The organism is uncultured Alistipes sp. (assembly GCF_902388705.1).
Taxonomy (GTDB): Bacteria; Bacteroidota; Bacteroidia; order Bacteroidales; family Rikenellaceae; genus Alistipes.
This window is the reverse complement of sequence record NZ_CABMQJ010000046.1, coordinates 1-14,912: the sequence shown is the minus strand read 5'-3', so window position 1 is coordinate 14,912 and position 14,912 is coordinate 1. Positions and strand designations below refer to the sequence as shown.

11 protein-coding genes are annotated in these 14,912 nt (G+C 60.2%); 3 read left to right on the top strand and 8 right to left on the bottom strand.

Annotated features, from left to right (window positions below):
* Both QZT71_RS09865 and QZT71_RS09860 read right to left on the bottom strand, forming a co-directional pair.
* A partial coding sequence (locus tag QZT71_RS09865; protein ID WP_295915623.1) for a peptidase U32 family protein occupies positions 1-870 on the bottom strand: 870 nt, incomplete at its 3' end.
* 1 nt (position 871) lies between these two features.
* Entirely contained in the window at positions 872-1,840 is a 969-nt protein-coding gene (locus QZT71_RS09860; RefSeq protein ID WP_295915622.1) for a polyprenyl synthetase family protein, read from the bottom strand.
* Positions 1,841-1,956: 116 nt separating this feature from the next.
* On the opposite strand from QZT71_RS09860, the gene QZT71_RS09855 reads away from it, so the two are divergent.
* Complete coding sequence (locus QZT71_RS09855) at positions 1,957-2,961, top strand: ROK family protein (protein ID WP_295915620.1); 1,005 nt, start codon at positions 1,957-1,959, stop codon at positions 2,959-2,961.
* 161 nt (positions 2,962-3,122) lie between these two features.
* On the opposite strand, the gene QZT71_RS09850 is transcribed toward QZT71_RS09855, so the two are convergent.
* The 4 genes from QZT71_RS09850 to QZT71_RS09835 form a co-directional block, all read right to left on the bottom strand.
* Positions 3,123-4,061 carry a hypothetical protein gene (locus QZT71_RS09850; protein WP_295915619.1) on the bottom strand — a complete coding sequence of 313 codons (939 nt, stop codon included), beginning with the start codon at positions 4,059-4,061 and terminating at the stop codon, positions 3,123-3,125.
* Between the two features lie 78 nt (positions 4,062-4,139).
* Positions 4,140-4,937 carry a DUF3108 domain-containing protein gene (locus QZT71_RS09845; protein ID WP_295915617.1) on the bottom strand — a complete coding sequence of 266 codons (798 nt, stop codon included), beginning with the start codon at positions 4,935-4,937 and terminating at the stop codon, positions 4,140-4,142.
* A gap of 41 nt (positions 4,938-4,978) precedes the next feature.
* The gene (recG, locus tag QZT71_RS09840; protein WP_295915615.1) at positions 4,979-7,087 is read right to left on the bottom strand and encodes an ATP-dependent DNA helicase RecG; all 2,109 of its coding nucleotides are present in this window, start codon (positions 7,085-7,087) and stop codon (positions 4,979-4,981) included.
* Between the two features lie 87 nt (positions 7,088-7,174).
* On the bottom strand, positions 7,175-7,603 hold the full coding sequence (locus tag QZT71_RS09835; RefSeq protein WP_295915613.1) for a radical SAM-associated putative lipoprotein: 429 nt from the start codon (positions 7,601-7,603) through the stop codon (positions 7,175-7,177).
* A gap of 100 nt (positions 7,604-7,703) precedes the next feature.
* On the opposite strand from QZT71_RS09835, the gene ispG reads away from it, so the two are divergent.
* Entirely contained in the window at positions 7,704-9,185 is a 1,482-nt protein-coding gene (gene ispG, locus QZT71_RS09830; RefSeq protein WP_295915611.1) for a (E)-4-hydroxy-3-methylbut-2-enyl-diphosphate synthase, read from the top strand.
* Positions 9,182-9,784, top strand: coding sequence for a WbqC family protein (locus QZT71_RS09825; RefSeq protein ID WP_295915610.1), 603 nt, complete (start codon positions 9,182-9,184; stop codon positions 9,782-9,784). Before ispG ends, QZT71_RS09825 begins: the two co-directional genes overlap by 4 nt.
* Here the strand turns inward: QZT71_RS09825 and QZT71_RS09820 are convergent.
* Together QZT71_RS09820 and QZT71_RS09815 are read right to left on the bottom strand one after the other, a co-directional pair.
* Positions 9,708-11,738 (bottom strand): glycoside hydrolase family 2 protein, encoded by a 2,031-nt coding sequence (locus tag QZT71_RS09820; RefSeq protein ID WP_295915608.1) that lies wholly within the window; start codon positions 11,736-11,738, stop codon positions 9,708-9,710. The two genes, QZT71_RS09825 and QZT71_RS09820, sit on opposite strands and share 77 nt — an antisense overlap.
* A gap of 340 nt (positions 11,739-12,078) precedes the next feature.
* On the bottom strand, positions 12,079-14,912 hold a 2,834-nt coding region (locus QZT71_RS09815), incomplete at its 5' end, for a PL29 family lyase N-terminal domain-containing protein (protein ID WP_295915606.1).

Genomic DNA, 14,912 nt, shown 5'->3' with positions numbered 1-14,912 from the left:
CCCGGCGGCCAGCGCCGGGGGGTAGGTGCCCGCCCCGATGGCCCGCAGGGCCTCGTCGTAACATTCGACCACGCGCCGGACATACTCCGCGCCGCGTGCGCGCCCCTCGATTTTCAGCACCCGGACGCCCGCCCCGATGAATTTGTCGAGGAAGTCGATCGTGCAGAGGTCTTTGGGCGAGAGCACGTAGCGGCCGTCGACGTCGAGCGCCGCACCGGTTTCCTTGTCCGTGACGGTGTATTTGCGGCGGCACAACTGGCGGCAGGCGCCGCGGTTGGCCGAGCAGTTGGTTTCGTAGAGCGAGAGGTAGCATTTGCCGGAAATCGCCATGCAGAGCGCTCCGTGGGCGAACATTTCGATTTCGACCAGTTCGCCGCGCGGCCCGCGGATGTCGTTTTCGATAATCTCGCGGTGAATCTGCGCCACCTGTTCGAGCGTCAGCTCGCGGGCCAGCACCACCGTGTCGGCCCACTGCGAAAAGAATTTCACGGCCTCGGAGTTCGATATGTTGCTCTGGGTCGAGATATGCACCTCGACGCCGATGCGGCGGGCGTAGAGAATCGCCGCGAAGTCGGTGGCGATGATGGCGTCAACGCCCTCGGCCTTGGCGCGGTCGATTACCTCGTGCACGGCCTGCATTTCGTCTTCGTAGACGATGGTGTTGACCGTCAGGTAGGTCTTTACGCCCGCGGCGTGTGCCGTGGCGACGATTTTCGCCAAATCGTCGAGCGTGAAGTTCGCCGCCGACGCCGAGCGCATGTTGAGTTTCCCGACGCCGAAGTATACCGAGTCGGCCCCGGCCCGGATGGCCGCCGCCAGCGATTCGTACGAGCCCACGGGGGCCATGATTTCAATATCGGAGCGTTCCATGTCAGTTCTTTCGTCCCATCAGTCCCAGGGCGTATTCGCGCATGCGCTGCGTGTTAGCCCGCTCCACCGAGAGGGTGTCGAGGATGCCCAGCGCCCGCTCGAAGCGCAGTGAAATCTGCTGTTCGGTGAGGCGCGGCACGTCGAGGCGGTCGTAGACGGCTTTTATGGTGGCGATTTTCTCGGCGTCGGGCAGCTGCGAGCGGTGCGTCGTGCGGAGCACTTCGCGCGTGGCGTCGTCGGCGCGGCTCATGGCCGTAATCATCAGGTAGGTCTGTTTCCCCTCGAGGATGTCGCCGCCGATGGCCTTGCCCAGCCGTTCGTCGCCGTAGCTGTCCAGCAGGTCGTCCTGCAGCTGGAACGCCAGCCCCAGTTCGACGGCGAAGCGCCGCAGTTTGCGCACGTCCTCGTCCGGAGCGCCGCCCAGCAGGGCGCCGATGGTGACCGCCCCGGCCAGCAGCACCGAGGTTTTGAGTTCGATCATGTGCATGTACTCCACGACCGAAACTTTCGGCTTCTGTTCGAAATCCATGTCGTACTGCTGTCCCTCGCACACCTCGAGCGCCATGGTGTTGAACGTCGACAGGATTTGCGGCAGCAGCGGGGCGGGAACCTCGTTCAGCAGGCGGTAGGCGAAAATCAGCATGGCGTCGCCCGAAAGGATTGCCACGCTCTGTCCCCATTTGGCGTAGACCGAGGGTTTGCCGCGGCGCACGGCGGCGTTGTCCATGATGTCGTCGTGCAGCAGCGTGAAGTTGTGGAACACCTCGACGGCCGCGGCGGCCGGCAGGGCGTGTTGTATCTTGTCGGTAAAGATGCCGTTGGCAAGCATCAGCAGCATCGGGCGCAGGCGTTTGCCTCCTCCTGCGAGCGAATAGCCGATCGGGGCGTAGAGGCGTTCTGGCTCGGCCGGGAACTCGGCCTGGGCCAGGAAATTTTCGATGGCGGAGAGCAGTTGCTCGTTCGTTTGCATAGTCTGACAGTGCTTTTGAATCGGAATATGTCCCAAAAGTAGGAAAAAAGTTTGGAGTAGCCGAATTTTGGATTAACTTTGACCAGATAAATTCTAACCTTTAACCAGAACACGATATGAAAAAACTCGCTATCGGCGTGGACATCGGCGGCATCAACACCGCGTTCGGCCTTGTCGACGAAAACGGCGACCTGTATGCCGAATCGGTCATCTCGACCAGGAAATATCCCCATGTAGACGATTATCCGGCCTATATCGAAGATTTGTGCCAGGCGATGCACGCCCTGGCCGACAGCCTTTCGTTCGAGTACGAGCTGACGGGTATCGGCATCGGCGCCCCCAATGCCAACTACCACAAGGGTACGGTCGAGAACCCTGCCAACCTGTGGAAATTCCGCGACAACGACCCCAATCCCGACGAGAGCCGCCGCATTTTTCCGCTGGCGGACGACATTTCGAAATGTTTCGGCGGGGTGAACGTGCTGGTGACCAACGACGCCAACGCCGCGACGATCGGCGAGATGATTTACGGCAACGCCAAGGGCATGCGCGACTTCATCATGATTACGCTCGGCACGGGCCTGGGCTCGGGTTTCGTTTCGAACGGCGAGATGATTTACGGACACGACGGTTTTGCGGGCGAATTCGGCCACATCATCGTCGAGCGCAACGGCCGCGAGTGCGGCTGCGGCCGCAAAGGCTGTCTGGAAACCTATGTTTCGGCCACGGGTATCAAGCGTACGGCGTTCGAGCTGATGGCTACGATGTCGGCGCCGAGCAAGCTGCGCGACATCGCGTTCAGCGACTTCGATGCCTCGATGATCTCCGCTGCTGCCGAGCAGGGCGATGCCGTCGCACTCGAAGCGTTCCGTTATACGGGCGAGATGCTGGGCCGTGCACTGGCCGACGTGGTGACCGTTACTTCGCCCGAGGCGATTTTCCTTTTCGGCGGTCTGGCCAAGGCGGGCAAGCTGATTTTCGAACCTACGCAGTGGTACATGGAGGAGAACATGCTCTTCGTATTCAAGAATAAGGTGAAACTGCTTCCGAGCGGTATCCAGGGCAAGAACGCCGCCATTCTCGGCGCCTCGGCCCTGATCTGGCAGCAGGAGAACAAATAGTTTCCGCCGGTCGCTGCCGGGCCGTTTTGCCGCGCCCGGTGTACGCCGGGCCGGGCACCTCGTCCGGTCGGGAGCGTCCGAAAACCTGAAAAGCCCCGGTTCCATCGAACCGGGGCTTTTCCGTGTCTTGGCCGCATTGCGGCGCACCTTTGCCGGCGGCGTTACCGCATGGCGATTTGCGAAGTGCCGATCAGGCGTCCGTCGCAGAAGAGCTGCACGGTGTAGGTGCCTGCGGCAAATCCGGTGCTGTTGTAATAGATGCCCACGTCGAGATCCTGGTTCTGGTAGTCGACTTCACGCATGGCCGAGTAACTCAGGCGTTCGCCCTCGAAGTCGAACGTCGGCATGGCTTCGGTCGTCAGCACATAGCCGTCGGGCGAGGTGATGCGCATGTAAACCGTCTTTTCGCCGGGCGTCGCCAGTTCGTTGGCCGTCAGCACGAAGTCCACGCGCAGGCGTGCGGCGTTCTTTATCCGCGATACGGGTTTGCTGTTGGCGTTGAGGGCCGAAAGGCGGATGTCGCGGGCGCGTATCACGGCCCCGACGCGTACTTTGTTGTCCAGTTCGGCGGCCTTCTCCTCGGCCATCTCGGCCCGCAGCTTGGCGGACGATATCTCCTTGCGGTAGGTTACGTTCTCGTTGATGAGCTTCTTGTTGAGCGTGTTGAGCGAGTCGATTTGCCGGATGTAGCCTTTCATAATCGTGCGCAGCGTGCCCACCTCCTTCTCGTACTGCTTGATTTTGGCGAGGTTCCACGAACGCTCTTTCTTGAGGCGTGCCATCAGCGAGTCGGCGCGGTCGCGCTCCACGTTGAGGCCCGCCGAGATGCTGTCGTTGGTGACCTGCAGGTTGTCGTAGTCGGTCATCAGGCGGCCCAGGTCGTTCTGAATCGAGTCGCGGTCGGCCTGCAGCAGTTGGTTGTCGAGCATCTGCTGGCGGTGGATGCTGAAGTAAAGCACCGAAAGAGCCACCAGTATCACGGACAGGATGATGATAACGATGCGGTAGCCGCGGATGGATTTCTCGGGAGCCGCCTGCGGGGTCATGTAATCGTCGTCCTCGAATTCCGAGGGGTCGTATCCTTGCTTGTTTTCTTCCATAAAAAGCTGAAATTTTACAAAGTCGATTTAAGTTGGGGTTTGCCGGGTATAGTTTATCTTCCGCAAAGATAACAAATTTTATTTTACAAGGCTCGTTACCGGGTATTTAAGCCCTTTGTAGCCCGAAATATAGGCGTTGATGCTGCCCACGCGGACGGGCGATTCGATGTAAAGCGGGATTTTGTTCTCGTCGTCCGATATCCAGATCGTGAACACCGTGCCGTCGGTGAACGAGAATCCCTCCGAGGTGCCCAGCTGGCATTCGAACCGCAGGGTCTTGAATTTGCCCATGTTGCGGATTTTCTTCGTTTCGCGGGTGATGAAGCGGTAGTTCAGGTGGCGGATCGTGTCCTGCAGTACCATCTGGAGCGTAGCCGGCACGCCGGGTTTGAAGCTGTCGGCGTCGGACGAGCGCATGGTGAAAAAGAGCGCGATGGCGTCCATGCTCTCGGGGGTCAGGGCCATGGTTTTCTGCTCGAAGGGTTTCTGGCGGCGGCGCCAGCGGGTGTGTATTTGGTCGTTGTCCCAGTCGTAGGTGTAGTAGCTCTGGAACGTATAGTCGCCCTCCTTCAGGTCGCTTTCGAAACGTGCGGGGCGCAGCGTTTCGGGGTTGATCCACACCGTGTAAATGTCCTCGAGGTTGAAGAACCAGCGGTAGGTGGGCAGCGTGCGGCCGATGCCCTCGACCTTGTAGAACTTCCGGTCGTCGAGCTGCACCTCGGAGGTCTTGACCTCCACGGCCCCCACTTCGGTGTTGGGGAACATCTTGGCCTTGTAGCTCACGCGGTAGAAAAGCTGCTCGCCGGGGTGGTAGAGCTGGGCGGCGGCAGGCAGGATTGCGAAAAGGAGTAATATCGTGAATGACAGTCGTTTCATGCGGTGGATTTTAAAGATAAACGTTCGATGGATATGAATTATTACGAAATCATGGAAAAATCAATTTCTTCCTGTCCCGAGTAACGCCGCCGCAACTCCCGCAGGCCGCGGTGTCCCGGCAGGGAGAGGTCGCGGTCGGCGGCCAGGATACCGGCGGCCGCCTCGCGGGAGACGGTGAGTATCTGGACGTCGAGCGTGGGATTGGCTATTTTCAAATCAAATGCCATGCCGCTTTGCAGCGTGCCGTTGATGTCGCCCGCGCCGCGCAGTTTGAGGTCGAGTTCCGCCAGGCGGAACCCGTCGTTGGTTTCGCACATGGCCGCGAGCCGCGCCCGCGACTCTTTGGAGAGTTTCTCGCCCGACATCAGGATGCAGTACGACTGTTCGCCGCCGCGTCCCACGCGCCCGCGCAGCTGGTGCAGCTGCGAGAGCCCGAAGCGCTCGGCCGACTCGATGACCATCACCGTGGCGTTCGGCACGTCGACGCCCACCTCGATGACCGACGTGGCGACCAGGATGTCGGCCTCGCCCGACTTGAACTGGCGCATCGACTCCTCCTTGTCAGCGGGTTTCATCTTGCCGTGGCAGATGGCCGTGACGTAGTCCGGCAGCGGGAAGTCCCGCGAGATGGCGGCATAGCCGTCCGTGAGGTCTTTGTAGTCCATCGCCTCGGACTCCTTGATGAGCGGGTAGACCACGTAGACCTGCCGCCCTTTGGCGATTTCCTGCCGCATGAACCCGAACAGGCGCAGGCGCGCCGCGTCGGTGTAGTGTACGGTCTTGATCGGACGGCGGCCCGGGGGGAGTTCGTCGATGACCGAAACGTCGAGGTCGCCGTACAGGGTCATCGCCAGCGTACGGGGAATCGGCGTGGCGGTCATCACGAGGATGTGCGGCGGCTGCGCGTTTTTGGTCCAGAGCCGGGCGCGCTGCTCCACGCCGAAGCGGTGCTGTTCGTCGATTACCACGAATCCGAGGTTGGCGAACTGCACGCGGTCTTCGATCAGCGCGTGCGTGCCGATCAGAATGTCGATCTCGCCCGAGGCGATTCCTTCCAATGCCAGCCGGCGCTCTTTGGCTTTCGAAGCGCCGGTAAGGACGGCCACTTTCACCTCCATGCCCTCGAGCATGCGCGTGACGGTGGCGAAGTGCTGGCGGGCGAGGATTTCGGTCGGGGCCATCATGCAGGCCTGGAAGCCGTTGTCCACGGCCAGCAGCATCGACATGAGCGCCACGAGGGTCTTGCCGCTGCCCACGTCGCCCTGCAGCAGGCGGTTCATCTGGTAGCCCGTCACCGTGTCCTGCCGTATCTCCTTGATAACCCGTTTCTGCGCTCCGGTGAGCGGGAACGGGAGTTTTTCGTTGTAGAACGTGTTGAACACGCCCCCGACCTTCATGAAGAGGAAGCCGTTGTTCTTCGAGAGGCGCTCCGTGCGGCGCGACTGGACGTTGAGCTGGATGCCCAGCAGTTCGTCGAATTTGAGCCGGTACTGCGCCTGCCGCAGCAGTTCGGGCGACTGCGGGAAATGGATGTTGTAGTAGGCCTCGCGCAGCGATATGAGTCCGTAGCGGGTGCGGATGTCGTCGGGCATGTACTCCGCGATGTGCTCTTTGGCCAGCGCCCACGTGTTGCAGATAAGCTGGTACATGCCTTTGGCGCCGAGCACGTTCGAGAGTTTCTCGGTCGAGGGATAAATACCCTGCATGCCGCTTTCGGCCTTGCGCGAAAGGGCCTGCTCCATGGTTTCCAGTTCGGGATGGGCCATCGACAACTCGCCGCGGTAGAACGACGGACGGCCGAAAATCAGGTATTCGCGTCCCACTTCGACCCGCTTTTCAATCCACTTGATGCCCTGGAACCAGACCAGTTCGGCGGACCCCGTGGCGTCGGAAACGTAGGCCGTGAAACGGCGCTTGCGTCCCGCTCCGGCATAGGCTACGCCCGTGACGCGGGCGCGGAACTGCAGGAGCGTCGGGGCGTCGTCGGTGATTTCGCCGATGCGGTAGATGCGCGTGCGGTCGATATAGCGGAACGGATAGTGGCGCAGCATGTCGCCCAGCGTGCGGATGCCCAGCTCCTTGTCCAGGAGCCGGGCGCGGGCTTCGCCGACGCCGCTTACGTATTTTATGTCGCTCTGCAGGTAGTCCACACGACAAATATACGAAAAAACGGGGAATACCCGCCACCGGGGAGGCGATTCGTCGTGTGCCGGGGGGCGAGCGGGCCGCGGCGGCGCCTATTTTTTCTCTTCCAGCGTGACGTCGATGCCTTCGCGGGCGAAACTGCCGCTGTACCAGCTGCCGTCGCCCTTGCCCGTCCGGTCGTCCTGCGTGAACTTCACGTCGACGGCCCGTTCGAGGAATTCACCGCCGTTGTCCGGCCCGTCGATGTCGGTAAAGGTAAGCCGCATCCGGTTCGGGAACATGCTGCCCGAAATGTCGTAGCTGCCGTCCTCCGAGGTGAGGATTTCCCTGCCCTCGTACGCTTCGCTCCGAACCTGGATTCCCCGGATCGGACGCCCCTCGTTGTCACTTACTTTGCCCCGGGCGCGGAAATCGGCGCGCGGCGTGCCGTACATGTCTACCGGCTTTTTGTCGCATGCGGTGGCGAAACCGAGCAGCGCGAGCGCCAACAGCGACAGGCGTTTTCTGATGCGCTTTTTCATGGCAGCGGAGTTTTGGGATTTGTACCGGCAAGATAATCAATTACCGGGAGTTCGCAAAATCGCGGATTATCGTTATCTTTGCCGTGTAATCTTGAACAGGATGAATCTTTCGAAATACATGCGCCGTCCGAGTTGCGAAGTCCGTATCGGGCGGGTGACCATCGGCGGCGGACACCCGGTCGCCGTGCAGTCGATGATAAACACCGACACCAACGACACCGAAGCCAGCGCAGCCCAGATCGAGCGTATCGATTGCGCCGGCGGGAAAATCGTGCGCCTGACGGCGCAGGGCCGCCGCGAGGGCGAAAACCTGGCGAACATCGTCCGCCGGGTGCGTGAAGACGGGTTTTCGACAGCCATCGTGGCCGACATCCACTTCCTGCCCGAAGTCGCCGCCGTCGCTGCGCAGTACGTCGACAAGGTGCGTATCAATCCGGGGAATTACCGCACGGAACACGGGGAATTCGAGGCGCTGATCGCCCGGTGCCGCGAACGGGGCGTGGCGCTGCGTATCGGTGTCAACCACGGCTCGCTCGCCAAGCGCGTTTTCGATGCGTGGGGCGACACGCCGCAGGGCATGGTCGTTTCGGCCATGGAGTTCCTGCGGGCCTGCCGGGCGCAGGATTTCGATCAGGTGGTGGTGTCGATGAAGTCGAGCAATACGCGCGTCATGGTCGCCGCCTACCGGCTGCTCGTCGAGGCGATGGACGCCGAGGACATGCACTATCCGATACACCTGGGGGTCACCGAGGCCGGAAACGGCATCGAGGGCCGCATCAAGAGCGCCGTGGGAATCGGCGCCCTGCTGGCCGACGGCATCGGCGACACGATACGTGTGTCGCTCACCGAGGCCCCGGAGAACGAGATTCCCGTGGCCGAGCTGCTCGTGAAGCATTTTGCCGACCGTCCGGGCGAGTTCCCGGTGCGGCATCCCGAGCGCTACTCGCCGACCGAATACCGCCGCCGCACGGACGTGCAGGTGCCCCTCGTGCACAGCGAGCCGCACGACGGATTCCGCGTAATCGAAGCCGTATCGGGCAATCCGACCGCCGAGCTGCGGGCCGCAATCCTGAACCTCGACACGCCCGAGCCGGTCATGGTGAAACGCCGCTACGAGGAGGCTTCGCTCGAAACGCTGGCCGTCAAAGCCGCCGCCGATTTGGGCGTGCTGCTGCTCGACGGGCTGGCCGACGGCATCTGGCTCGAGGCACCGGGTTTTACGCAGGAGCAGATTCGCGACGTCGAGCTGATGATTCTGCAGGCGGCGCGCGTGCGCTTTTCACAGACCGAATACATCGCCTGCCCGAGCTGCGGCCGCACGCTCTACGACATCGAAAAGACCCTCGCCGACATCAAGGCGCGCACCTCACACCTCAAGAACCTGCGCATCGGCGTCATGGGCTGCATCGTCAACGGCCCCGGCGAGATGGCCGACGCCGACTACGGCTACGTGGGCGCCGCTCCCGGCCGTATCACGCTCTACAAGGGGCGTACGGTCGTCGAGCGCAACATTCCGCAGGAGGAGGCCCTCGACCGCCTCGTCGGCCTGATACGTGCCAACGGCGACTGGGTGGAGCCATGACGATTCTGCCGCTCGCATACCTCCCCTCGGTCGAGTACTTCGCGCACCTGGTGCGCGGAGGGTGCGTCGTCGATTTGGGCGAGCATTTCGTGAAACGTTCGGAGCGCAACCGCGCCCGCATCCTCGCCACGGACGGGGTGATGGAGCTGACCGTGCATGTGCGCAACGCCAACCGTCCCCGCCAGCCGGTGCGCGACGTGCGCATCGACTATTCGAAACGCTGGCAGCACCAGCACTGGGGCGCGCTGGTCGCCTCCTACAAGGGCTCTCCCTACTTCGATTTCTATGCCGGGTTTTTCGAACCCTTCTATCGCCGCGAGTACGGGTTCCTGGCCGACTACAATACCGAGTTGCTCCACCGGATCTGTGCGCTGATGCGCGTCCCCGTGCCGGAGTTCTCCGCAACCTATGTCGAAGCCGCCGCGGGGGACATCGACCTGCGGCCCAAGCATAAAAAAGAGGGCCCGGCGTTTGTCGCCGAGCCCTATGTCCAGGTCTTTTCCGACCGGATGCCTTTCCAGCCTAATTTGTCGGTTGCTGACCTGCTGTTCGCCGAGGGGCCGGAAGCCGCTTCGGTTTTAGCACGTTGCCTACCCTGATTGTCACGCTGTCACGCAGTTCCCCGGCCGCAACGGCGACTTGCACTGTCCCCAGTACGTCCACCGAGTCGGAACGGTACTGGCATGCGGCGTATTCGGTCATGGCGAGCGTGTCGCCGCCCACGAGCAGCGTCGGGACACCGGCCGACGAGTAGACCTGAAACGCCTGCCGCTCGCGTTCGCGCAGCCTGCGCCGTTTGTCGACGATGTGCAGCGTCGGCTTTTCGCGGTTCCACAGCGCCCTGTATAGATAGTATGCATCTTTGCATTCGCGGCGGTCGAGCGTCACGAGCCCCTCGCCGTTGATTCCGTAGGGGCGGCGCGCCGAGCCGTAGTCGAACATGTTGTTGACCCAGGTGCCCCAGAAGAGCGAGTCGTTCTGGAGGTTTTTGGCGTACTCCTCGTGGAAGCGCGTCTGGCGCTCCTCGGGCATCCAGTTCGAGCGGGGCGCCGCCTGCGCCGTGTAGCTCTTGTGGCCGATGAATCCGCTGCCCCCGTAGCATACGCCCGAGCGGAGGTGCGACCAGTTTTTCTGCAGTTGGTCGCGCCAGACGGCCACGTCGTCGGTCGAGCCCTTTTTCCAGCCCACGTCCTGCCGCCATACGATCAGGTCGGTGATGAAGTTAATGTCGCCGTTCTGGTCGCTGCATGCCACCGTGGGGCGCGAGGGGTCGAGCGCATGCGCCGTGTCGTTGAGTTTGCGCACGTAGGGCGTCACGTCGTCGCCGCGTGTCCAAAGCCGCGAGAAGATGCCCCACATCACCACCGAGGGGTGGTTGTAGTTCTGGGCGATGATTTCCTGCAACTGCTGCAGGCCGTTCTGCTCGAACTGCGGCGTGGCATAGTAGGCCACGTCGCCGAGGAACGACGTGCGGTGCAGCGGCATGTCCACCCAGACCAGCAGGCCCTGCTCGTCGCAGCGGTCGTAGAAGTATTGTGCGTGGGGCATCACGGCCGAGCGCAGGGCGTTGGCCCCGAGGTCGTGTATCTGCCGCAGGTCGGAGTCGTAGTCCTGTGCGATGAACGCGCCGCCCGAGATGGCGTTGTCGTGGTAGACCGTCACGCCGTGTACCGGAAGCCGTTCGCCGTTGATCGTAAAGCCGTCGGCGGTGGTCGCATGGATGCTGCGGAAACCCGTGCGCACCGTCACGCTGTCGGTGACACGGTCGTCGCCGATGCTCGCCGTGACCCGGTAAAGCGCCGGGGAGGCCGGGCTCCACAATTGCGGATGGTCGATCGTGAAAGGCATCACGACGGGTTTGCCGTCGAGGCGTATCTTTTGCCGCCGGGTGAAAACGCGCTGTCCGTCGGGTGCGGTGATGTCGAGCGTCAGGACGCAGTTGTTCTCGCCCGCCGAAATCAGGTGTATTTCGGCTTCGCCCTCGACCCGGTCGCTGCCGACCGAGTTCTGGCGCACCAGTACGCCCTCCGAACCGAGGTAGAGCGGCGAAACGGCGGTTTTCTCCGTGATAATCAGCTCTGCTTCGCGGTAGATGCCCCCGTAGAGGTTCATGTCGGTCGAGGTGGGCAGCATGTCGTCGCGGCAGTTGTTGCTTACGACCACCAGCAGCGCGTTGTCCGAGCCGAAGCGCACCTTGTCGGTGATTTCGAACGTGAAGGCCGTGGCGCCGCCGCGGTGTCCGCCTACGTAATAGCCGTTGACGAAAAGGTCGGCGGCGCTCTGCACGCCGTAGAATTTCACGAACAGCCGCTTCGAAGCCCAGTCAGCCGGTATGTACATGTCGTTCTGGTAGTTGGCCGTGGTTTCGAGGAACGGGCCCGTGGCCTGGGTGTCGGTGTTCCACGTGTGGGGCAGTGTCACATGCCGGGCATTGTCGCTGCTGTTCTCCGATTTGAAGAAGAAACGCCACCCCTCGTTCAGGGGAAATACCTCGCGGGCCTGTGCGGCGGCGCAGGCGGCGAGGAACAGGAAGGTCGCTATATATCGTTTCATTGTTCCGGATATTATTATATGTACGATGCAAATATAATACAACCCCGGCTCAAAATCAAATTTCCCTTCCGGCCCTGTGCCTATACATATAATTAATAAGAACCATACGGACACAAAAAAAGCGGCAGACCGCGCCTCGTCAGTCTGCCGCAAGCAGGGGTTTTCTATTGAAAGTGGGAGTTGTTGTTAACCAAAAACTTTGGGATTGTCAGCCCCTGCTTTTGAGACGGTTTCCGGGGTTCCCGGCACCGCCCCGAAGGACGGCGCCGGATTCCGCGGAGAAAGTAGCTTTCTTTGTAATTCCGGTACCGCCGAAGCGGTACCGGGTTACAGGGGAATGTTATTTCGTTGCCGTGATTGCAACCGGGATGCGGCATGTAACCTCGGAGAGATCCGTGAAGGTAACGGTGGCGATAACCGTCACGTTATAGGTTCTCTTGAGGGTAGCGCCCTGGTTCAGCCACGTTACCACGCCGGTATCAGAAGCAACTTCGAACTTCGAATCTGCGGTGATGTTCCCGATCAGCTCCTTGTAGTCGGCTTCGGTCGTGTCGAATGCGTAGACTACGGTCGGTTCTCCGACTTTGTACGTTTCCGTCGCCTTCTCCGTCAGGGCGAGTGCCGTCTCCAAGTATTTGTAAATGGGATCGCCTTCACGGTCGTTCACGAGAACCTGAACGTCGGTTGCGACGGTTTCCTCACCGGGAGCGTTGCCGTAGAGTTCGACACCGGCGGCATTGCCCTTCACGAACGGATTGACGAATACGATGCTGTACGTGAACGGGCATTTCTCACCGTTCACCAGGCTCGTGGTGTAGGTCATGTCCTTCGAGAGGAACTCCGTGGTCATGGCTCCGTCGAGGGCTACCTCGAAGGGATCCGTCTGGGCATCGGTAGGAGTAACACCTACTATGGGCGATTTCGTCCACAGGAAGCTGACACCCGTAACGTTCTCGGGATCTGCCTGCGTGTCGTTGTAGTAGGCGAAGATGTCCTTGTCGTTCCGCTTGCCGAAGTGCTCGATGACTGCGGACGACATTTCCCACGTGTTGGTATCCTTGTTCAACTGACCCTTCACGAGGATGATATCATCCTGAGTCGTCTCTTTGAAGTTGTTGTAGAGAGCTTTGACATTAGCGGGCAGGAAGTGGTAGAGCGGGTTGAAGACGAACGGCTTGTGATCCTCCTTGACGTAGAACTTCTGCGTCAGGATGAAGTCGCCGTGCTTCATATTGTCTTTCGACTTGATCGTGATCGTCAGCGTATACTCGGCACCCTTCGTTGCATCCTTGTAGGTGTGCTGCGTCTTGGCCAGGTTGTTTACGCTTACATAGATACCTGCGGTCGTCGTGTTCTCTTTGTTCAGGTTGACGGCAACCTTGATACCCTCGCCTTCGGCAACGACCTCGCTGTCACCTGCACCGGTTGCGCTCAAAACTTCCGTGGCAGTCGTTTCCTGCAACTTGATGGCCGTTACTTTGACATCGTATCCAGCCTCGTAGTTGTCCCAGAAATCCTCGGCGGTCAGACCTTCCACACCGTAGATGTCGGTGTTGACTTTTTCCCACGTCATCTTGCTGACCGACGTGTAGGCAGAAGCCAGATCACGATACAGAACGGTCTTCTCCTTGTCGATCGTTACGTTGTGCTCATCCTTCGGATCCACGGTCGGGTCGTCTCTCGAAATCGACAGTTTGATGTATGCCGAAGCGACCATCCGGTCCGTGCCGTTGTTATCGGGCAGGTAAGCGTCTACACGTACGACGGGCGTACGGCCGATAGCCGGGGTCAAACCTGTTGCCAGGTTCTTGGCGTTTACTTTAACGACGCCGTCGGTCATCTCGACGAACCACTGCTGGTTGGTCTTTTCCGTATCGTCGGCCAGGTACTTCTCGGGGAGGCTGAATTTGTAGCTCATACCCTTGATACCGAGGTTGAACACGTAGTCTTTTGCCGTTTCTTCGAAGAGTCCGACTTTCTCTTTCAGGTCGATCTCGCCGGTATACTTGAACTCGAAGTTTGCATCGGCATCGAGAGCAACGAATTCTTTGACGAAAGTATCCGTTTCGTCCGCAGCCTTGGCAATGACCTTGGTACGGGGATAGAATTTCTCAGCAGCAGTGGGCACTTCGCCTTTCGTTACTTTCGTGGAGTCTACCAGAACAGGCTCTACTTCCGAAGCCGTCACATGGATGTAATCCGAGGTTACGGGGTTCTGGCCGGCCCATACCTGCAGCGCGGCGATGTCGTATTCGGGCTCGTTGCTGAGCGTCGAAGCGTTGACCGTGGCTACCATCTTGACGACTCCCTTCTCGGTGAAATCGGATGAAACGACATTCAGCAGCGTGGTCTTGTCACCTGCGGCGCGGGTCTTGACCACGCGGTTGATAAATGCGGCGATAGCATATTCACCCTCTTCGCCGACAAATGCGTCGGTCGGGTTCAGGCGGTAAACCAGATCCACTTCGTTGGATTTGTTCAAATCCTGGGGTTTGAAGGTCTTGTCTGAATTAGCCTTTGCCTCGTCCAGATAAGAAGCCACGTAGCAGAATTCCTGGGTCGTGGTCGCATAGGGCAGATCCCCGCTGATCATATCGGGAACGAATGCAACCGAACCCAGCTGTGCACCCTGGAAAATGGTAACGTCGCCTTCCGAACCAGTCACGCCACTAAGGGTCAACACATTGCCGCTCAGGACTGCAGTGAGGCCCGAGCCTGCGGCTTTCCACGAAATCTCCGTGTCCCCTACCTTTTTGTTGTCCTGCCAGATCTCGAAGAATCCGTTGGCACCGGGAACATAGTATTTTCCGTCAGCACCAGCCGCACCGGGAGTGCCGGGAGTACCTGCGTCACCTTTGTCGCCTTTTGCTCCGTCAACACCGACAGCCTTGTAGCTCTGTTTTACGTCGTTTTTGTACCAGTAGCCGTCGCTTCCGATGGTCCACACATCCGCAGGAGCGCCGTTGGTGCCATTGGTAACCTCGTAGGTCTGGTTGTTGCTCAACGTAAACGAGAGGCCTTTGTCTGTTTTGGTTACGGATTTGATGACCGAACCCGATTCAATCAGAGCTTTGAGCTCCGATACGGAGGCGTTCGTTTCATCGATCTGTTTTTGCAGATTGTCGATGTCGTCGTCGTAATCCTTACAACCGACAGCGGCTAACATTGTTCCTG

Bases quoted from the DNA above. Each gene is read 5' to 3' on its own strand.
- QZT71_RS09835 (WP_295915613.1), bottom strand. From the start codon at position 7,603: ATGAAAAAGCGCATCAGAAAACGCCTGTCGCTGTTGGCGCTCGCGCTG.
- QZT71_RS09820 (WP_295915608.1), bottom strand. From the start codon at position 11,738: ATGAAACGATATATAGCGACCTTCCTGTTCCTCGCCGCCTGCGCCGCC.
- ispG (WP_295915611.1), top strand. From the start codon at position 7,704: ATGAATCTTTCGAAATACATGCGCCGTCCGAGTTGCGAAGTCCGTATC.
- QZT71_RS09825 (WP_295915610.1), top strand. From the start codon at position 9,182: ATGACGATTCTGCCGCTCGCATACCTCCCCTCGGTCGAGTACTTCGCG.
- QZT71_RS09845 (WP_295915617.1), bottom strand. From the start codon at position 4,937: ATGAAACGACTGTCATTCACGATATTACTCCTTTTCGCAATCCTGCCT.
- QZT71_RS09860 (WP_295915622.1), bottom strand. From the start codon at position 1,840: ATGCAAACGAACGAGCAACTGCTCTCCGCCATCGAAAATTTCCTGGCC.
- QZT71_RS09855 (WP_295915620.1), top strand. From the start codon at position 1,957: ATGAAAAAACTCGCTATCGGCGTGGACATCGGCGGCATCAACACCGCG.
- QZT71_RS09850 (WP_295915619.1), bottom strand. From the start codon at position 4,061: ATGGAAGAAAACAAGCAAGGATACGACCCCTCGGAATTCGAGGACGAC.